The sequence below is a fragment of the Bowmanella pacifica genome (assembly GCF_014645355.1).
Taxonomy (GTDB): Bacteria; Pseudomonadota; Gammaproteobacteria; order Enterobacterales; family Alteromonadaceae; genus Bowmanella; species Bowmanella pacifica.
Genome location: NZ_BMLS01000002.1, coordinates 125,232 through 144,491 on the forward strand (window position 1 = coordinate 125,232; position 19,260 = coordinate 144,491).

General features: G+C 47.3%; 13 protein-coding genes, 1 tRNA gene and 1 pseudogene. 10 read left to right on the plus strand and 5 right to left on the minus strand.

Going from position 1 to position 19,260, the window contains the following annotated elements; translation table 11 throughout:
- The first annotated feature begins 260 nt into the window (after positions 1 to 260).
- The 6 genes and pseudogenes from IEX02_RS06670 to IEX02_RS06690 all read left to right on the plus strand — a co-directional run bounded on the left by IEX02_RS06670 (position 261) and on the right by IEX02_RS06690 (position 5,849).
- Positions 261 to 337, plus strand: a tRNA-Ile gene (locus IEX02_RS06670).
- Positions 338 to 634: 297 nt separating this feature from the next.
- The gene (locus IEX02_RS06675; protein ID WP_188692147.1) at positions 635 to 2,062 is read left to right on the plus strand and encodes a hypothetical protein; all 1,428 of its coding nucleotides are present in this window, start codon (positions 635 to 637) and stop codon (positions 2,060 to 2,062) included.
- 1 nt (position 2,063) lies between these two features.
- Positions 2,064 to 2,528 (plus strand): hypothetical protein, encoded by a 465-nt coding sequence (locus tag IEX02_RS06680; RefSeq protein ID WP_188692150.1) that lies wholly within the window; start codon positions 2,064 to 2,066, stop codon positions 2,526 to 2,528.
- A 7-nt stretch (positions 2,529 to 2,535) separates the two neighbouring features.
- Positions 2,536 to 3,693 (plus strand): N-6 DNA methylase, encoded by a 1,158-nt coding sequence (locus IEX02_RS06685; protein ID WP_188692153.1) that lies wholly within the window; start codon positions 2,536 to 2,538, stop codon positions 3,691 to 3,693.
- Positions 3,681 to 3,830: pseudogene (locus IEX02_RS20560) on the plus strand (DUF1156 domain-containing protein); the annotation flags it as partial. The gene IEX02_RS06685 and the pseudogene IEX02_RS20560, both read left to right, overlap by 13 nt.
- Positions 3,831 to 3,989: 159 nt before the next feature.
- Complete coding sequence (locus IEX02_RS06690; protein WP_229702124.1) at positions 3,990 to 5,849, plus strand: hypothetical protein; 1,860 nt, start codon at positions 3,990 to 3,992, stop codon at positions 5,847 to 5,849.
- Positions 5,850 to 6,414: 565 nt separating this feature from the next.
- Here IEX02_RS06690 and IEX02_RS06695 read toward each other — a convergent pair.
- The 5 genes from IEX02_RS06695 to IEX02_RS06715 all read right to left on the minus strand — a co-directional run bounded on the left by IEX02_RS06695 (position 6,415) and on the right by IEX02_RS06715 (position 13,776).
- A complete protein-coding gene (locus IEX02_RS06695) occupies positions 6,415 to 10,086 on the minus strand; it encodes an AAA family ATPase (RefSeq protein WP_188692160.1) in 3,672 nt (1,223 codons plus the stop codon).
- Positions 10,083 to 11,318 (minus strand): exonuclease subunit SbcD, encoded by a 1,236-nt coding sequence (gene sbcD / locus IEX02_RS06700; protein WP_188692163.1) that lies wholly within the window; start codon positions 11,316 to 11,318, stop codon positions 10,083 to 10,085. The genes IEX02_RS06695 and sbcD overlap by 4 nt, the downstream gene beginning before the upstream one ends.
- Before the next feature lie 115 nt (positions 11,319 to 11,433).
- Positions 11,434 to 11,853: a hypothetical protein gene (locus IEX02_RS06705; RefSeq protein WP_188692165.1), complete on the minus strand. Its 420-nt coding sequence runs from the start codon at positions 11,851 to 11,853 to the stop codon at positions 11,434 to 11,436.
- 2 nt (positions 11,854 to 11,855) lie between these two features.
- Complete coding sequence (locus IEX02_RS06710) at positions 11,856 to 12,185, minus strand: hypothetical protein (RefSeq protein ID WP_188692169.1); 330 nt, start codon at positions 12,183 to 12,185, stop codon at positions 11,856 to 11,858.
- A 181-nt stretch (positions 12,186 to 12,366) separates the two neighbouring features.
- Entirely contained in the window at positions 12,367 to 13,776 is a 1,410-nt protein-coding gene (locus IEX02_RS06715) for an aminotransferase-like domain-containing protein (RefSeq protein ID WP_188692172.1), read from the minus strand.
- A 117-nt stretch (positions 13,777 to 13,893) separates the two neighbouring features.
- Here IEX02_RS06715 and ccoG point away from each other — a divergent pair, with 117 nt between their 5' ends.
- The 4 genes from ccoG to IEX02_RS06735 all read left to right on the plus strand — a co-directional run bounded on the left by ccoG (position 13,894) and on the right by IEX02_RS06735 (position 19,081).
- The gene (gene ccoG / locus IEX02_RS06720) at positions 13,894 to 15,267 is read left to right on the plus strand and encodes a cytochrome c oxidase accessory protein CcoG (protein WP_188692175.1); all 1,374 of its coding nucleotides are present in this window, start codon (positions 13,894 to 13,896) and stop codon (positions 15,265 to 15,267) included.
- A 26-nt stretch (positions 15,268 to 15,293) separates the two neighbouring features.
- On the plus strand, positions 15,294 to 16,997 hold the full coding sequence (cysI, locus tag IEX02_RS06725) for an assimilatory sulfite reductase (NADPH) hemoprotein subunit (RefSeq protein ID WP_188692177.1): 1,704 nt from the start codon (positions 15,294 to 15,296) through the stop codon (positions 16,995 to 16,997).
- 38 nt (positions 16,998 to 17,035) lie between these two features.
- On the plus strand, positions 17,036 to 17,362 hold the full coding sequence (locus tag IEX02_RS06730) for a c-type cytochrome (RefSeq protein ID WP_188692180.1): 327 nt from the start codon (positions 17,036 to 17,038) through the stop codon (positions 17,360 to 17,362).
- Positions 17,363 to 17,737: 375 nt separating this feature from the next.
- Positions 17,738 to 19,081 (plus strand): GGDEF domain-containing protein, encoded by a 1,344-nt coding sequence (locus IEX02_RS06735; RefSeq protein ID WP_188692184.1) that lies wholly within the window; start codon positions 17,738 to 17,740, stop codon positions 19,079 to 19,081.
- The last annotated feature ends 179 nt before the right edge of the window (positions 19,082 to 19,260 follow it).

Below are 19,260 nucleotides of genomic sequence, written 5' to 3' on the forward strand. Positions count from 1 at the left end.
CAGCCGCGTCCTTCTATTCCCACCAAAGCAACGCTACATAGCCCCACAGCTGAACAAATATTCGCCTTTTGGTCCATACAAGCTTTGCAAACTGATGACAGCACTGACAAAACTGCTTATACTGCGCCTCGCTTTTACACCGCAATGGCATAAAACGCACCTCCCAATGGCCCTATAGCTCAGTTGGTTAGAGCACCCGACTCATAATCACTGGGGCCAAGTAGTAATAGTGGAAAAGTTGGTTTAAGTTGTAAAAATGTGGCCCCTTAGCTCAGTTGGTTAGAGCACACGACTCATAATCGTTAGGTCCCCAGTTCAAGTCTGGGAGGGGCCACCACTCCACTAAATCCGCGCTGTTCAGCAGCATCCTATCTGTAAAATCCCAAGCCTTACCAAGATTGTCGAGTTGTCCAAGCCATGTGGTTCGCACAAAAGCTTGGAACAGGTGCATTTTGCTGTATTTCTGATGGTAAAGGCGACCACTACAGGCGCGGTATCGCGCATCGTGTAAAAAGTCGTAATAGCGCAGTTCACGCTTAAAGTCTTTCAACAAAGACTGTATGCATTTACAGAGGTTCTTGCTTAAGGCACACTAACGTTTGTGAAACGAAAAGTGGTAAATGCGGAGCTAAGCATGATGCAAATGGATAAAATAACTATAACTATTTTTGTGGACGGTGATGAGCCAGAATGCTTAGAAGTAATTGTTGATGAATGGCTTAATATTTGGAGGCATGATTACTCTAGCTTCCCCGAACTTAGTTTCAAAGGGCCAATAAACGTAAAAAAACAAAAAGAAATTGAAAAACTACCTTTTCCACTTAATGAAATAGCAGCCATACGAAACCCCGATATTTTCTTTTATTGTGAAAACATTGGTAAGGTTATTGGCGGGATAGAGATAACAGTCCACTCACCTGACGGTTCAAATGTAGAAAAGCGCTATCCATTCATTTGGGCAAGTAAAAAGTATGGAGTGAATGGGTTTATAGCTACTCCGTATTCAAAGGTTCGCCCAAATGGGAGTATAAATCGACTACCTAACAGGCATTCACAGAGAAATTTAGACATCCTACATAATGCAGAAGAGTATGTTAATGCAGGACAAGCAGTACTCCAGCAAATCGTACCCACTAATGAGCTACAAGTTGATGATGAGGCAGTGCCAAGCACAGTCAAAAAATTCATGTTTAATTGGAAAGATTATGCTGAATTTTTCGCCCACTATTTGGCAAACCAGATTAGTCCAAATACAGGTTCACAACAAAAAGTAGGACGTACGTTTGAAAAGCTAAAGTCTCTTGCTAACTCTTGTTGTCAAAATACAGGTCACACTGAAGCAAACACCTTAAAAGTTCAAGGCGATAGGTGGATCCAAGTGTATAATACTAGACCCGACTCTGGCCATTGGGAAAGGGGTGAGGGGCAATTCGACTCAATTGACGGTCGACTAATGTTTACACTCGACCAAATAGATTACACACCAAGCGAACTGAAACCCAAGTCTTTTGAATGCTGGTTCCCCCAGTTATCAAGAGAACACGCATGGGTTTCAGAACAGAGAGATAGGGGGTACAAAAGTAAACGCTTCAAAAATATAATGGTAGAACTCAGAGGGAGCTGTAACATTAAATTTTTAGAAGACCTCTCGAATGATGACATTAAACTACTACAGGACAATCCATCTTTAACCTTAGAACGATTGGACTGGGATAATAATCTGTTCAAAGTATCAGATCTAATACATGGGAAAAGTGTCTCATCGATAGCTTCCAAAGGGCTCAAAAGCACACCCAAACCTGTAGTTGCAGCAATAGAAGAAATCCTGAATATCCAAAATCTGTATCTTTGCACGTTTAGGGTCTACTACCCCAATTGGAAAATTGAATTCATCAACCTGATTAGTCAGATTCCTGCCGACTCCACAGTTCTCGTGCCAAGAGTTTTGAAAGAGCTGTTGGATAAAGACGAAATCAGATCGGATATAAAACTGAAGTTTGCAGCAGATTGTACGAAACACGAACTGATGGCTATCAGACAAATTCACCGGAGCTGCTTTTAGTATGGCTGGCCAAGGAAATATTACAAAAAAATATGCAAACTATCTAGAAAAGCTTGGATGGAACATCGTTTACAAATGCATTCCAAATTCGGTACATGTTGGAGTAGTTCCTATACCCATTTTGAACGGTTCAAGCAAACAGCGTTATCCGGATATTGTAGCCTTGAAAATGAATACAATACTTCTTGTTGAAGTTGAAATAAATCTTACCGATAGTGTGTCGGAAGACATAATTCTTCGATTCGATGAGATGAGGGAATCTTTGTTAGACAATAACAACTGGAGAGATTGGACGTCAAAAATCAGTAAAAATAGTGGACTTGACTTGTCTTCTGTTTCAAACATTGATTGCGAGTTAATTTTAGTAAAGAAAATAAGTTCTCGACATCAAAACAAAATAACAAAACTTCGAGATAAATCTATTAACACAAAATGTTTTATAGAACTTGAATGCTTTACGGAATAAAATGTTAATGAGCAATAAAAAGTATGAGTTAGGTCAATATATGACGCCATTATCAGTTGGTGCTGAAATGGTAAATCTCATAGAGAATAAGCCAGAGGATTGGTACGTATTTGATCCTTCATGTGGTGATGGAAACCTTCTACTCTCCGCTATTAAAGCATTAAAAAACAAAAGCATAGAAAAAATTCAGGATAGAATTTTCGGTTTTGACATAGACCCGGATATGGTCGCTATTGCTAAAAGGAGAATCTCTGATGAACTTAGCATTCCTGAGAGCGAAGTTCATATTTTCGAGGGAGATTCAGAAGTTATTCTAAAGAAAAGCATCATACCGAATGAATACACTGATTATCTATCAAAAATTAATATTGTTATTGCAAATCCTCCGTATGGAAAAAATCGAGAGTATAGATTTTTCAATTTATGTGACGAGTTATTTTCTGCTGGCACTGAAATGATTTTTCTACAGCCCTTAGCCTTCATAGACCGCGTTAAGGGCGTAAAATATAAGCCATTAGACGGACGTCCGCTAGGTGTAACAACCGGTCACGTAATTGTAACTCATAAGGCAGGAACTAAATTCACTCTGGCTAGCACATCAGGAGCCAAGTCGAACAGTAGCGAATTCGAAGTACTTACAGGGCTTAAATTATATGCTGTCGGAGAAGGTAACCCTCCTCAATCTGAGGAGATTAAGAACGAAAAACCTTTCAGCTCAGACATAGAAATTGAAGGCTGGCTTCCTTGTCTTAGAACTGGTGACATACAACCTTATTCGGTTAACAAAAAAAGATTGTGGGTCAAATACGGACCTCACCTAGCACACCCCAAAGATATTGAGCGATTTTCGGGACCAAAGTTATTTGTTAGACGGGTTCCAATCTGGGAGAACCGGATGTTAGGTGCTGCTTATGATGACGAAGTTACATTATGTGCTGGTGATGTTCTCGTTATAAAACATAAAGAAAATAACATTAGATTACTCAAAGGCCTCTGTGCATACCTTAATTCAGAAAACGCTGCCGATTTTATTTTAAATCATAGACCTAGTGTAAAACATAGAATGTCATTCCCTAAGATTTCAGCAAAAGACCTTAATGTACTGTTGGATACTGCTTTGCCATCAGATACCAAACTTATTGAGTTATCTGAGTGTATGGAGTAAGAATTTTGAGTTACATAAATACAATATTTCCAATTGAAGACATCTCCGAAGCATGCAGAAAAGAAAAGTCTGTTAGGCAAGGTCACATCAGTACATTACAGCCCTGGTGGGCACGGAGACCTTTGGCTCTTTGTAGAGCAACTCTTTTTCTTGCTTCAGCCCCCTGTTTAAGCAGAATTAGGAACAGCACGGAGATTTATTCGAGACTTTGTAAACTCTATCCCAGTATTGACAACGATTTAGCTCGAATTGAGCGATTCAGTGCAGATCTTTCAAACTGGTCTAATGTCGAAAATATGGAACTACTGGGGCTAGCCAAGGAAATTATTTCTTTGCGGGAAGGCGGCTTACCAGTGGTATTGGATTCTTTCTCTGGTGGGGGCTCAATCCCATTGGAATCCATAAGATTAGGACTGCCAACTTATGCTTCCGACCTTAATCCTGTTGCGGCTACTGCTCTAAAGTTGGCTCTAGAACTAATTCCTGCGGGCGGAAAAGAACTAGCACGGAAAATGAAGCGAGATCTAGCCGATTTTCAGAATGTCGCCGATGAAATTGGCCGTAAACATTTTGGAGCTGCCGATAGTTTGGCTTACATGTGGTGCAGAACGTATGAATGCCCTAACTGTCATGCTGATGTTCCTCTACTTCCCAATAAGTGGCTTTCTAAGAAAAAGAATCTCCGAGCAGTGAAGCTTATTACAAGTGAAAACCATATTTCATTCGAGATTTTCGAACCAAAGAGTAAATTAGAAATTGAATATGCTTCAATCGGTACAATTTCAACAAAGACAGCAAAGTGTCCATGCTGTAGTTTTGAAGTTCCTACGTCTAATTTGCAGGAGCTAGGAAAAGCAGGCGGTATAGGTGATATTCTATATGCCAAGTTATCCATAGATAGTGATGGTAATAAACTATACGAATCTCCAACAGTTGATGATCTAAACGCGTTTAATTCTTCAGATATTGATAGAAATCTAGAGCATTTAGTTAACTGCCTAGATATTCCATTGGATTTAAATGGGATTCGCCATCTATGGGCAATTCAGTATGGAGTATCAACTGTTTCATCATTATTTTCAAATAGGCAAAAAAATGTCTTACTGGAACTCGTTAATGCCGTCCTGCTGATGAAGGAAAAAATAAGGAAAAGTTCAAAATCAGAGCAAGAATATCAAGCAAGATATTTAATGCTCGTTGTATCCCTGAATAGAATTATGGTTTACAACAATAAACATTCTTGGTGGCAAGCCAATGGAGAGTTTCCTGCTAGTATTTTTGTTAGGCAAGCAATTTCTATGGTTTGGAGCTATGTCGAAGTTCCAATTCACACAAAATTTGCAGGTGGCTGGGCAAGCTCCGTAAAATGGCTCAACAAGATTATCGACCATATCAGTAATATTGACACTACAGCAGTCGTGAGTAAGTTAGATGCCGCAAACTTAGATCTAAATGATAAATCGGTAGATATAGTAGTCATTGACCCGCCATATTTTGACTCAATAACTTACGCTTACTTAAGCGACTTTTTCTATTCCTGGATGAAGCCATTACTGTCGGATGAATTACCAAATTGGTTTCAAGAGAAGTCGACACCGAAATCTGCCGAACTTATTGTCGATCGCAAGCACAAACTATCCCCATCACCAAAGGATAGTAATTTTTTTGAAGAGAAGATGACTGCTTGCTTAATGGAAAAGCATAGAGTTTTAAAAGACGACGGACAATTAATACTAATGTATGGGCATAAAAAGATTGAAGCTTGGATTCACCTTTTTGAAGCAATTAAAAGGTCAAAATTCACTCCTGTGAGCTCATGGCCTATTCATTCCGAGCGAAAATCTAAGTTTCAACATAGTAAAGTGGATGCACTAGCTACTTCGTGCATTTTGGTATTGAATAAAATTGACGCAAGCAGCAGCTCAAAAAAAATATCCGCTAAGGAATTCAAATTGAAATTTTCTGAAGTAACAGCAGAAGCCATAAAATCCGCTCAAAAATTATCAGTTAGCGGAGGAGATTTATTTATGGCAATACTCGCTCCTTGTCTTGCGCTTTATTTCTCACATGATATTGAGCAAACAGACTCAGATTTGTATTCAATGCAGGACTTTATATCTGATTTAGAACTCGAATCAGCTAAAGTATACGCTTAAGAGTTTCTAGTGGACCGCAGGTTGAGATGTAAATTCAACCTGCTTATAAGGTATAAGTATGCCTTTGAGAAAAGTTCCTGTAAATACAATCAATTAGGGGGAAATGCTCAATGGGACTTAGGAGAAATTTAGGGAGGCATTACCACAAACTATGATAAAGGAGCAAGAACACTTTAAACATCTAACCTCCACCTCCCGAAAACCGCCTGAAAATTTACGCAAATCGTGCGAGTAATAGAAGTACGTTGGCAGTGAATACAACAACGGGAAAATTAGCGACAGTAGCACTATTTCCAATCTGCCTCGTATAAGACGCCCAGTCCCCCGAATCAGCGGCCTTATGGATTTCTGAGAACTCCGGGTTTTCGTCTACAAGGTTTCGTAGGATCAAGGGGTCCGAGGATCAAGGTGATCAAGGGGTCAGAACACTTGGTCATCACACTAGTGCAGCTTATATCTAGCCGGATTTAGTCCACAAAACCCAGTATTCCTGGCTCGGTAACGAGCCAGGAATAAATCTCAATTAGTGGCCAGCCTAACCTATTCCCAATTGCCGCTTTTTTTTCTAGCTTATGCGAAAAACCGGGGCTAGCTCACTCACCCCCAATCCACTTTTCTTAATTACCCTTAATTGCGTCGGTATTCTTTCCTTCATCGCTTCGATATGGCTGATAACCCCTATCATCTTGCCCGAGGCGTTAAGGTTATCCAGCGCATCCAGAGCGATATCAAGGGTCTCGGAGTCAAGGGTTCCAAATCCTTCATCCAGAAACAGAGAGTCTATGCTGGTTTTATAACTGACTAGGTCGGATAGCGCCAAGGCAAGGGCAAGACTGACAAGAAAACTTTCTCCGCCTGACAGGGTTTTGGTGTCGCGCTCAACATCACCTTGCCAGGTATCCAGCACGCTAAGTGAGAGACCTTCTGAGTCTTTGCGCTTTAGCAGATAACGGCCATGTAATCTGTCCAGCTGTTTGTTAGCCAGATATACCAGGTTATCTAGCGTGAGTCCCTGGGCAAACTTACGGAAGCGGTCTCCGCTGGCAGAACCAATCAGCGAGTGAAGGTAACTAAGGTCATCATACTCTAGCTTTTGCGCTTCTATTTGCTTACCCAACTCTTGTTGGCGCTCGCCTTGTTCCTTATCAGCCTGCAATTGCTGCTCTATCTGTCCTTTGCGCTCGAGCACCTGGTTTTTGTCCCCCTGAAGTCGCTGCAAGTTACCTGAAACTTGTTGCTGCGGGATGCTCTCCCACTCTTGGGCATGCTCGGCTTTGGTCAACAGCGCTAACTGTGCATCGGCCTCTTCAAGCAAGGTAGAAGCTCTGTGCAGCTCTGAGTCCAGTCGGCGTTTCAATTCAGCAAGCCTGGTGCGCTCTTCTTCGGGTAATAATGCTTGAGTAAAATCTGGCAAGTTATCAAAGGGGCTCGCATCCAGCAGCGCCTGCCAATTAGCCTGCTGCTGCTCACAGTCTTTCTTACGCTCGTGTTGATTGTTTAACAGTACCTTGATGGAAGAAGATAACTCTGAACAGGCCTGCTCTGACTGTCGGTGGTTCTGAAATTGCTGTTTCTGCGTCTGCTCAGACTGTCTCAGCCTTTCATTTAAGTTTTGCCGGGCTTCAGCGACAGATTTGTCCCCAAATAACGCTAAGCGCTGCTGCCTGAGAACAGTGAGCAGCCCTTCTAACTCATCGACAGTTTTCTTAAGTACCTCTTGCTGCTCGGTTAATTCCCGCGCTTGCTGCTCTGCTGCTTTGCATTCCGTCTGCTTTACCGACATAGCTTGTTCGGTTTGTTGCAGTGCCTGACTCTGAGCCTGATACTGAGCAACATCGGCCTTTTTGGTGTCAAACCATGCGCTCAAGTCTTGTCCCGCTGGCTCAAAACCCTGCTCCCTAATTTGGCCTAATAACGCGTTTCGATTAGCATCGACATCCCCAAGTACCTGATTGTGCTGCCTTTGTGACTTATGCAGGCTATCTGTCAGGCTTTGCTCCTTTTGCATCAGCAGTTTATGTTCCGCTTCGGACTTGTCTTGTTCCCGCAAACTGGCATCCAGCTGCTGCTTTATGCCCTGACATGCTTTATCTAACTGACGCAGAGTCTTAAGCCGGGCGCCGATATCATCCGCCTCCTTATTCCAACTCACCTCTAACGCCTGCAGGCCATTAGCATCTGTCAATGAAACCTCAGATTGAAGCCGGTCGCTCAGAGCCGGCCAGGCAGCTACCAAGGCTTGCTGCTTTTGCGCACTGTCTTGCAGCCGGCTTTGAATTTCACCTTCCTGCCTGGTACAAGCGTCCAGCTCTTCGCGAACCTGCTTTCCTTCTTGTTCAATCTGCTTATATTTTGCTTCTGCTGCGTCCTTCCTTTGGATGGTTTGTGGCACATCAACGCTCATCTCAGCCTGTTTTGGGTGCTCTGTTGCCCCGCAAAGCGGGCACTCTGCCCCCTCTTTTAACTGCTGGCGAAACTGTACCAGTTGCTCTTCCTGGCTTACCAGTCGCCGTAGATCTTCAAAAAGCTGATGCTGAACTTTGTACTGTTCGGCTAACTCATTTCGCTTGCTGGTCAGCTGCTTTATCTTATCCTGTAAGGCATTCCTGTCAGCCTCATAGGCGTTTTTCTGCTCCTGCAGTTGCAAGTAGTCTCTTTGCACTACCTTAGCGCTGTGATAATCCGGCCAGCGATTGCGAATAGCTTCCAGCTTCGCGTCTAACTCTTTTTCATCCCCCAGCTCAAGCAACTGCTGCCATTGACGTTTTTTCTCATCCAGCTGTTGCTGATGCTGTTTGGTTGTGTCGGCATACAGCAGCTTGGCATGGAGCAGCTTTTCTCTGTCGAGCGCAATCGCCGCGATTTGTTGTTGAAGATTTTCGAGTTCCTGACTAAAAGCGACTGCTGCCTGATTATCCTTTTCAATCTGTTGTACCTGTAAAGCCCAACGCCCCAGGTGCTCGCCAACTGCCGCATCCAGCTTATGGCGTTCCAGGTACTCGAGCATGGTCTGTTTTTGCTTATCTAAGTGATTTAGTTCCTCAACGAAGCTTGCACTTCGGTGCTTTAGTTCGGTGAGTTGGTTTTGCAGGCGGAGCAGTTCTTGCTGCTTATCCGCTTTTTTGCTCTCTGTTGTGTGGAGTTGCGAATCGAGAGGCTGCACTTTTTCAGTGATAAGCGCTTCTTGGTGTTGCGCCGCTTGTTTTGTGCTTTCCAGGCTCTGCTCTGCCTGGGCCAAGTTTTCTGTTGCTACCTTAAGCTGTTCTTCCAGCCCTTCTTTGGCAAGCTGTTTCTGGTTAATCTGAATAGTTAATTTTTCAAGCTCACTGGTCACAGTATTCAGCAGCGTCCAGGGCATTCGTAAACGCTCAGCAGGCTCACTCCTGGCCAGCTTTTCAAGCTCAGCCTGGGCACTCGCGATGGCTTGGTTGGCTTGCTCAGCGTTTTCTTTGGTGTGCGCTTGCTTGTGCCTGGCAGCCGTTAATTGCTGCCACCAATTTAGATGCGCTTGCCAATGCCCGATTTGCTCATCCAAGGCCTGTTGGCTTTTTAGCAATTGGCTTTGTTGCTCCTGGAGCTGCTGTTTTTGCTCTGGGGTCAGCAGTTGAAAACTGTCGGCCTTAGCTTCCAGCTCGCGCAGATTCTGTTTAGCCACCACATGATGTTCATGCACTCGCTGGGAGATCTGGCCGTAGATCTCTGTTCCCGTCAGCTCTTCCAGCAGTTCCGCGCGCTCCCCTTCATTGGCATTTAGGAAGGCGGCAAAATCCCCTTGTGACAGCATCATGGATTTGGTGAAACGGGCAAAATCCAACCCCGTCAGTTTTTCAACTTCCTCGGCCTTGTGACGAATTTGGCTGGCCAGTAACCTGCCGGTTGCCACCTCAGCCAGCTCGGTGTCAGCCTGTTGCAGATTGCCGTTCGGGTTGCCCCTGGCACGGCGCATACTCCAAAAGGCCCGATAGGCTGTTCCTTTTACTTCAAACTCCACTTCAGCCAGGCATTCGGCTGTGCCTCTGGTCATAATTTCATTGGAAGAGGTTGAGATAACGCCAAGCCTCGGCGTCTGATGATAAAGCGCCAAGCAAATGGCATCCAAAAGTGTGGTTTTGCCGGCCCCGGTTGGGCCTGTAATGGCAAATAAGCCATTTTCGGCAAAGGGGGACTGAGAAAAATCTATCTTCCACTCCCCTCTCAGAGCATTAAGATTTTTCAGCCTTAGGGTAAGTATCTTCATACCTCTGTTTCCTGATGCTGCACTTCTGACAGGATTTGTCCAAAGCGTTGGCGTATACGTTGCAGCCTCGCTTGTTCCTCCTCGCCGTCAAAATTTTCCATTTCCAGGCGCTTTTCAAATACCTCTTCAGGCTTAAGTTCTGACAGTGTTTCTTTTTGTTGTTGAGCCATCAACTGACGCTGTGCATTGCGTACTCTGCGAAGCTGCAGAACCTCAACATTCAGCCCTTCGACCATAGCCTGAACACGCTGTTGGAGATCGGAAAGATAGTCCTGGTTTTCCACCTCCAGGCATAACCAAACAGGCTTTGCATCGGTATGGCCGCTATACTGCTGCAACTCTTTCTCAAGCTCGGCAAGGTCACCTTTTAATACCGCCATTGGTTGAAAAACGGGTACATCAACCGCGACAAGCGCCTTTCTTTGCGCCCCTTCAAACTCAACCAGCATGACTTGTTTCTGAGTGCCAAGTTCATCAAAGCTCAGAGGAATGGGCGAACCGCTGTAACGAATATACTCTGATTTTGCGACCACCTGGGGCTTGTGAATGTGGCCCAGAGCAATGTAATCAGCAGGCGGAAACCCATCCGCCGCAAAACCATCCAGTGTCCCAATGTAAATGTCTCTGACACTCTCCGACTGAGATACACCCATGGCGGTTAAATGCCCTGTGGCAATAATGGGAACATCAACTCCCTGACTACGTTTTTGCTGTTGTGCCATGTCAAAAAGTAACTGGTAGTGCTGTTTTATCGCATCCCCAAGGGCCTGGCGCTTCTCAATGCCCGTCTCTCCAGCATGACTTTGAATTACATCTCTGGGGCGAATAAAAGGCACTGCGCAAATAATTGCGCCAATTTCGCTTTCTTTGCTAGGTATTGAGAGTATCTGTTCCTCCATAGCCATACCGGCGCTGGCAACCACAAAAGTATTGAGGCAGGCGAGTATCTGTCTGGACTCGTTTAGGGTGGACACTGAGTCGTGATTGCCTCCCAAGACAACCAGAACACAATTTAGCTTTTGAAGGTCAACGACAAACTGGTTATACAACTCTCTGGCATAGCTGGGCGGTGTACCAGTGTCGAACACATCACCGGCAACGATTACGGCATCAATCCTTTCTTTGGCCACAAGCTCGAGCAACCAGTGAATAAAGGCCAGATGTTCATCTTTGCGGCTCTTGGTAAAGAAGTTCTGGCCTAAATGCCAGTCGGAGGTGTGAAGGATCTTCATTGTGCATCATCCCAGACAATATTGAGATAGCTTACCGCACAACGATGTATCTAAGTAACTGCCTGTTCCAACTCTAGTTTTAGATCAGGAGAACAAGGGGGCTGAACACTTGAAATCATCTAACCTCTGCCTCTCCATCACCATCTGCATGCTTGCGCAAATCATGCGAGTAATAAAAGTAAGTTGGCAGTGAATACAACAGCAGGAATAGCAGTGACAGTGGCACCATTATCGCCAGCTCACTTGCTTTATATCCGCCTGGTGCGCTGAATTCTATATACAAAACAACCACATTCACCAGTACAAAGCCAGCCAGCACTGACTTCCAGAACAGAATGCTGTCAATAACCACCTTCTGGAATGCGCAGCAGAATGCGGAAAGCAAGGTCAAGACCTCAAAAATCAGGATCAGTACAGAGACATAGGCAGGATGAGAAGGCTTTAATTCCTCCGGTGTATCAAACGCTTGATAGATACTGGAAACACTGGATATTAAGATAACAACAAAGAGGATCTTCCAACCTGGTCTTTGCATATTCACCACCAATAGCCAAACATAATTACGTCGGGATCTGCAGGGAGTTCCTTCCATCCATGCTTATTTTCCACGTACTTCCTTCTGAAGTTTCTTCTCACCGCACCACAGGGAGCCAGTTCGGCAATTTTATCAAGAAGGTTAGTAAACTCCTCAGAATCTCGGCCATAGCGCATAGATGCAGGCTCTAACAAGGGCTGCAGAACTTTATAGGTTTCGTTAGCACTTTTGGCTGAACCGAAGAGTTGCTCGTAGACAAAGGCCGCTGAAGAATAGATTTTGCCTAGAACCCCAACCTTCTCCCGCAACAATTCAATTGACGCGGAACTCATGTTAGAAATCCTTTCACTAGAACATGTCCTAGTCAACATAGTCACTAATACAATAGCTGTAAAGTTCTCAGCCACGGCCCAAGAGCAAAGGAGTCAGAACACCTAAAACCCTGACCCGAAATTCACTGCAATCACAAGACATTAGCCAGAGCTTTGCTCCCACAAGGTTATTTGCTTCGACTTATCCCCTACCAGCAAACACCCCAGCCAATCTTGCCAGGGCCTGGCGTCTTGGGCCTGTGGCCGGGTGGGCGAAACTTAAGCGCAGGTAGTTGTTAAAATGCCCTTGGGTGGAGAACAGTGCGCCGGGGGTGATCACAATGTTTTCCATTAGCAGGGGCTGGTAATAGCGGGCGGTATCCTGCTGTTTTTGTAGCTCTAGCCACAGGGCAATGCCGCCTTCTGGCACGGTATAACGAAAAGGAAACTGCCACAGCGCGTTTAGTGCCTTGAGTAAATCGTCGCGCTGGCGCTTAAGTTGCTGGCGATATTGCAGCAAATGGCGTTTGTAGTGCCCTTCGGCCATAAAGCTGGCCAGCCCTTCTTGCATGGCCTGACCGCTGGCCAATTGGTTAATCAGCTTAAGATGCACAATTTTGTCGTGGTGGCGCCCTCCGGCTATCCAGCCTAAGCGTAGATCTCTGGACAGCGATTTGGAGATAGAGCTGCACAAGATCACGTTGCCGTTTTTATCAAAAGCTTTAAGCGGCTCGGGACGAAAGTGAAAACCAAGATCGCCGTAAATATCATCTTCAATCAGGGTGAGCCCGTATTGCTCTGCCAGAGCCACCAACTGGCGTTTTTCCTCGCCAGGAATCGAGGCGCCTGTGGGGGTGGCAAAGCTAGCGGTAATAACACAGGCCTTAACCGGCCACTTGCGCACTACAGCTTCAAGATCGGCGGCTTTTAGGCCCAAGGTGGGTGACACTGGAATTTCCACCACTTTCAGTCGTAGCTGTTGCAGCAATTGCAGCACCCCATAAAATGCCGGGCTTTCTACCGCCACCGTATCGCCAGGCTCACAACAACTCATCAACGCCAGGAACAAACTATTCTGACAGCCAGCCGTGATACACAAGGCCTCGGCATCCAGCGGACAGTTGCGCCCCTGGTAGAGCAGCGCTATTTGTTCTCTTAAGGCCGGATTTCCCTGCGGGCCGGTGTAATACAGCGCTTTGTGGTGCAATTGCTGGCGCATGGCCCGGCCAATATGGCGGTTAAGCTGCAACAGGTGGCTGGCAGGCTCATTAACGGGGGCGCCTGGGCACAAATCAAAGGCCGCGCTTCTGGCCATAATATCCTGAAAAATCAGCGGCATATTCACCAGGCTCGGCTGGGTATTCAGCAACCGCTTAGACGACGGCACCGCGGGTACCGAGCGTTGACAGACAAAATAGCCAGAGCGGGGCCGGGCTTCCACCAGGCCACTGGCTTCTAATTTATGCAGCGCATGCTGCACGGTGATCTTAGCCACCCCAAACTCTTCACTGAGCTGGCGAATAGAGGGCAAACGCTGCTGGGGACGCCAGAGCCCGGTATGGATCTGCTCGCTGAAACGTTGTGCCAGTTGTTCATAAATAAAACTCGTCATATCTGTGCGTCGGCTACCCAATCTGTACCTATTGTAATTTACTTTATTGTATCTATTACAGACAGAATTAATCCTTACACTTCCGCGGGTCTTTAAGCCAGATCCTGTGGGGGTAACATGGATAAATCATCCATCTCTGAGCAGCACGTTATTCTTAAGGTGCCTGCTTCGCCGGCCAAGATTTACATTCGTGAACAGAACGGTCGGTTCCAGCGTATCCGCCGCTATCTGAACATTCTGTTAGTGGGACTGTTTGTACTGTTGCCACTGATACAATTCGACGGTCGCCAGGCAATACTGTTCGATATTGGCCAGCAAACCTTAGCTATCTTTTCCGTTACCCTGTACCCGCACGATCTGGCCATATTCGCGCTGCTGTTTATCTTAGGCGCCTTTCTGCTGTTTTATGTTACCCAACTGTATGGTCGGGTGTGGTGCGGCTATACCTGCCCGCAAACGGTATGGACCTTGATGTTCAACTGGGTAGAACGGCGGGTAGAAGGCAGTCACAGCCATAGCCGCACCTTGGATAAACAGCCCTGGAGCGGCGAGAAACTAGCCAAAAAAAGCCTCAAGCACAGCCTGTGGGTGGCCATGTCACTGGGTACAGCACTGGTGTTTATCTCCTATTTTGTGCCCGCCAGGGAATTGTATTCAGAGTTCTTTACCTTAGAAGCCAGCCTGCTTATTCAGGGCTGGGTATGGTTCTTTGCGGTCTGTACTTATATCAACGGCGGCTGGCTGCGCGAAAAAATGTGCCAGCATATCTGCCCTTATGCCCGCTTTCAGTCCGCCATGTTCCACAAGTCCACCAAGCTGGTTGCCTATGATGCAACCCGCGGTGAGTCCCGCGGCCCCAGAAAACGCGGTGCCGCCAAACCCGAGGGCGTTGGCGATTGTATCGACTGTAATTTGTGCGTGCAGGTGTGTCCTGTGGGGATCGACATACGTGACGGCCTGCAATACGAATGTATCAACTGCGGATTGTGCGTGGATGCCTGTGACGACACCATGGATAAATTCAACTATCCCAGAGGCCTGATTCGTTATGCCGTCGACAGTGGCAGCAAAAGTACCTGGGGTGCCCATCTGGGCTATGGTGCAGCAGTACTGCTGACGGTCACCATGATGTTTGTCTGGGCGGCGCATCGCCATGACTTTGAGGTCAGTGTAAGTCGCGACCGTCAGTCTCTGTACCGCATTAATCACCAGGGCGATATAGAAAACACCTTTGTGCTTAAGACACTGAATAAATCCCAGCACAGCAAGCACTACAGCATTCGCGCTGAAGGGCTACAGGGCATGCAAATCAACGGCCCAACTCAGATTGAAGTGGCTGCCGGTGAGCACGCCACCACCGTGCTGGCCGTGTCGGTTCCCAAAACCCCGGGACAGAAAAAGAACGATATCCATTTTTATATCGAAGAGCTGGCCAGCGGCGAATCCTTAGCCAGAGAAACCATCTTCTACGCAGGCAGCGGCGCTTGGTAGCGCCCTGCCCCAACAAGAGTTAAGTCATGACCAAAAAGCCCTTATCCGACAACGAACGCCTCAAAGCCCAGAGTAATTTTCTGCGCGGCAGCATCCATGACGATCTCAGCGATCCCATGACCGGCGGCTTTAACGGCGATAACTTCCAATTGATCCGCTTTCACGGCATGTATCAACAAGACAACCGCGATATCCGCGCCGAACGGGTCAAACAGAAATTGGAGCCGCTGCACAGCGTGATGCTGAGGATCCGCCTCCCAGGCGGGATCATCAGCCCCAAACAATGGCTGGGCATTGATGAGTTTGCCGGTCAGCGCACCGAATACGGCTCCATTCGGGTAACCAACCGCCAGGCCGTGCAGCTGCACGGGGTGCTAAAACACAATATCAAACCAGTACACCAACTGCTCAACCAACTGGGACTGGATGCCAAAGCCACCGCCGGCGATGTAAACCGCAATGTACTTTGCACCTCCAATCCAATAGAAAGTGAATTACACCAACAGGCCTACGAGTGGGCGAAAAAAATCTCCGAGCATCTGCTGCCCAAAACCAACGCCTACGCGGAAATCTGGCTGGACGGGGAGAAGGTCCAGCAGCCAGAGAGCGAACCCATACTGGGTGAGCGCTACCTGCCACGTAAATTCAAAACCGCCATCGTAATCCCACCACAAAACGATGTGGACATTCATGCCAACGATCTTAACTTTGTGGCTATCGAAGAGGCGGGCAAACTGATTGGCTTTAATGTGTTGGTGGGCGGCGGCCTGGCCATGACCCATGGCGATACCAGCACTTACCCGCGTTTGGCCAGCGAATTCGGCTTTATCTCTCTTGAGCATGTGCTGGCGGTGGCCGAAGCCGTGGTCTCTGTACAGCGCGATTGGGGCGACAGAAGCAACAGGCGCAATGCCAAAACCAAATACACCCTGGACAGAGTTGGCGTGGCAACATTCAAGGCCGAGGTGGAACAGCGCGCGCACTGCCAGTTCGCCCCCATTCAGCCCTATGAATTCACCAGCCGCGGTGACCGCATCGGCTGGATCGCAGGCATAGACGGTAAGCAGCATCTGACCTTATTTATCCCCAGCGGCCGCCTTATCGACCAGCCCGGTCTGATGCGTAAAACCGGCATGGCTAAAATTGCCGCTATCCACAAAGGGGATTTTCGTCTGACCCCGAACCAGAACATTATTGTGGCCGGCGTAGCAAGCGAAGACAGGGAAGCCATCACCGCCATCGCCCTGGAACATGGCCTGATCGACAAAGCCCTCACGCCTCAGCAGCAAGACGCTATGGCCTGTGTTTCTTTCCCAACCTGCCCGCTGGCCATGGCCGAAGCGGAGCGACTGCTGCCAGAGCTTGTTCAGCACTTGGACGATATGCTGGCCAGCAATCAATTGGCTCATGAGTCGATTATTTTCCGGGTAACCGGCTGTCCCAACGGCTGCGGCCGCGCCATGCTGGCCGAGGTGGGTCTGGTTGGCAGAGCGCAGGGGCGCTACGACTTATATCTGGGCGGAAACCGCCAGGGCACACGCATCCCCAGGCTGTACCAAAGCAATGAAAGAATCGAAGATATTCTGAGTACACTGGAAGGCTTGATTAGTCGCTGGAGCCAGGACAGAAATAGTGAAGAAGGCTTTGGTGATTATGTGGTTCGCACCAACATCGTCACCCCAGTGCTGAATTCCTCGCTGGACTTTTACCAAACTGACGCCAGGCCATAAGGCCAATACCGAATGCATCCTGACTTGAAGAGGCTTTTATGAAATTACTCTATCTGACACTGCCCGCTTTCTTATACCTCAGCCTGGGCGACAACGCGCAGGCGGCAGGCAACGCCGAGGCTGGCAAGGCCAAAGCCACTACTTGTGCCGCCTGTCATGGGGGCGATGGCAACAGCATTGCTGCCATGTATCCTAATTTGGCGGGGCAGCATGCCCAATACCTGGAGTCTGCCATTAAAGCATATCGAGATGGTCAGCGCAGCGGCGGCATGAGTGCGATGATGGCCCCTATGGTAGCCAATCTCAGCGACCAGGACGCCGCCGATTTGGCCGCCTACTTCAGCCAGCAAAAACTTAAGCAATAAGATTGCCGGTGGAGCAACTTGCTCTGTCCGTCAGTGATGGCTTGGGGGAATGCTTCCCCCCTAAGCCATCTCTTTTCATCTATTCCCCCATTTTCCGCCAGCGTAGCAACCTCAGAAAGGACGGCTTAGCGGTGCAATATCAGTGCTCGAAATTGCCGATGGCCAACCAGTCTAGCCGGTACTTTTCCGGGCCTTGCCGCTTTCAATCGGTCAGGTATCTGATCTTGGGCAAATTCACTGGTAATTGTGAAACCTAACTTATACTCTTCAGAGCCAATTCATTGGAAACAGAGGAGACTACAAGGACTGTGCCCGTACAGGATGTTTGTGTACCCAAATACAGCCCCGCTTCGCTCAGAGATAGGTAATTAGCAGATGAGTATGATTGATCATTACTACTATGGAAGCATCTTCACTCCACAAACCAATGCGCTGTTGGAACGAATTCAGCCTCTTATCGAACCCAACCTGACCCGATATGTCGACAAGTTTTATGATGTGCTGTTGTCAGATCCAGGCTCGGCAAAATTTTTAAGCAATGAGTTGGTGGAACAACGACTCAAGACCTCAATGACCAAATGGTTAAGAGAAACCACCAAGCCCAAAACCAAAGAATATGTTGTAGATTCGATGCGCTACCACCAAAGCGTCGGAGAAGTGCATGCCAGGGCAGAGATCCCTATGTCTCTGGTTGACGTGGGCATGACAATCTTAAAAGGTGAGATCTTTACCACCCTAATCCTCGCCAAGCATTCAACGCAGGAAACCGCCGAGGCAGTTACCACCCTCAACCGCCTGCTGGACTCCGCGCTCAGCATTATTAATGATTCCTATATGCGAGGGAAAGTGACCAATGAGCGCACCTCCCAGGAATTTATTACCGCATCGTCAGCGCAGGAAGTGGCGCTGGAGATTGAACGAATTAAATCAAGCATATACCAGTGGATGACCAGCACCTTACTGGCGCACAAGTTCTCCACCGATGCCTTTAATGAATCGCTTTTTCAAAAAGATTTCGGGCTGTGGATCCGGCATAAGCTGCCATTGATTTCTGCCGACACTAAGCGCGCCGGGGATATTAACGCAGCCTTAGAACTCGCTGACCAAGCCTGCACCGCATTGGCCAAATCAGACACCGAGAACGAAAGGGAGCAGGCAGCAAAGCTGACCGACACGCTAAAGGAAATTATCTGGCTACTTACCGATGAAGCCGATCGCAATCTAGCCAAAGAGTCCAAACAAGATTCATTGACCACCTTGCTGGACAGACGCTTCTTAAGCCCAATACTTCAGCAAGAAACGGCAATGGCGCTGCAGGGGCAAAACAGCTTCTCGGTCATTATGCTGGACCTGGACCACTTTAAACGGATTAACGACATATACGGCCATGGCGCTGGCGATATTGTGCTTCGACACGCCAGCAAAACCATTAAAGACAAGATTCGCCTAACCGATTATGTTTTCAGGTATGGCGGCGAAGAAGTGTTAGTGGTGGCACCAGAACTGGGCTTGGAAGATGCCGTTAAACTGGCCGAACGTATTCGGGTTGGGATTGAACAACTGCACATTGAACTGGCCGACCAACGGCATGTAAAAGCCACAGCCTCTTTAGGGGTAGCCACCTTTAATGGGCATCCGGATTATCAGCGTTTGCTGAACGAAGCCGATGCCAAATTGTATGAAGCCAAACGCTCCGGTCGCAACTGCGTGCGCTATTAAGTAGTTTCATCGGCTCAGTTTCATAGACTGAGCCCTCTCTTTATGGGGCGAAAAAAGCCCCCCTCGCCCTACTCCCCTGAGCAAACCCCATCGACAACGCCTGTCGTCGTAATGTCATATTTGTCCTGTAGGCTGCCCGGCCAAAGCTATTGTTAACTCCCGTCGGTAGAAGTATGCCC

Coding starts and splice junctions, on each gene's coding strand:
- IEX02_RS06675 (WP_188692147.1), top strand. CDS start 635: ATGATGCAAATGGATAAAATAACTATAACTATTTTTGTGGACGGTGAT.
- IEX02_RS06680 (WP_188692150.1), top strand. CDS start 2,064: ATGGCTGGCCAAGGAAATATTACAAAAAAATATGCAAACTATCTAGAA.
- IEX02_RS06685 (WP_188692153.1), top strand. CDS start 2,536: ATGAGCAATAAAAAGTATGAGTTAGGTCAATATATGACGCCATTATCA.
- IEX02_RS06690 (WP_229702124.1), top strand. CDS start 3,990: ATGGAACTACTGGGGCTAGCCAAGGAAATTATTTCTTTGCGGGAAGGC.
- IEX02_RS06695 (WP_188692160.1), bottom strand. CDS start 10,086: ATGAAGATACTTACCCTAAGGCTGAAAAATCTTAATGCTCTGAGAGGG.
- sbcD (WP_188692163.1), bottom strand. CDS start 11,318: ATGAAGATCCTTCACACCTCCGACTGGCATTTAGGCCAGAACTTCTTT.
- IEX02_RS06705 (WP_188692165.1), bottom strand. CDS start 11,853: ATGCAAAGACCAGGTTGGAAGATCCTCTTTGTTGTTATCTTAATATCC.
- IEX02_RS06710 (WP_188692169.1), bottom strand. CDS start 12,185: ATGAGTTCCGCGTCAATTGAATTGTTGCGGGAGAAGGTTGGGGTTCTA.
- IEX02_RS06715 (WP_188692172.1), bottom strand. CDS start 13,776: ATGACGAGTTTTATTTATGAACAACTGGCACAACGTTTCAGCGAGCAG.
- ccoG (WP_188692175.1), top strand. CDS start 13,894: ATGGATAAATCATCCATCTCTGAGCAGCACGTTATTCTTAAGGTGCCT.
- cysI (WP_188692177.1), top strand. CDS start 15,294: ATGACCAAAAAGCCCTTATCCGACAACGAACGCCTCAAAGCCCAGAGT.
- IEX02_RS06730 (WP_188692180.1), top strand. CDS start 17,036: ATGAAATTACTCTATCTGACACTGCCCGCTTTCTTATACCTCAGCCTG.
- IEX02_RS06735 (WP_188692184.1), top strand. CDS start 17,738: ATGAGTATGATTGATCATTACTACTATGGAAGCATCTTCACTCCACAA.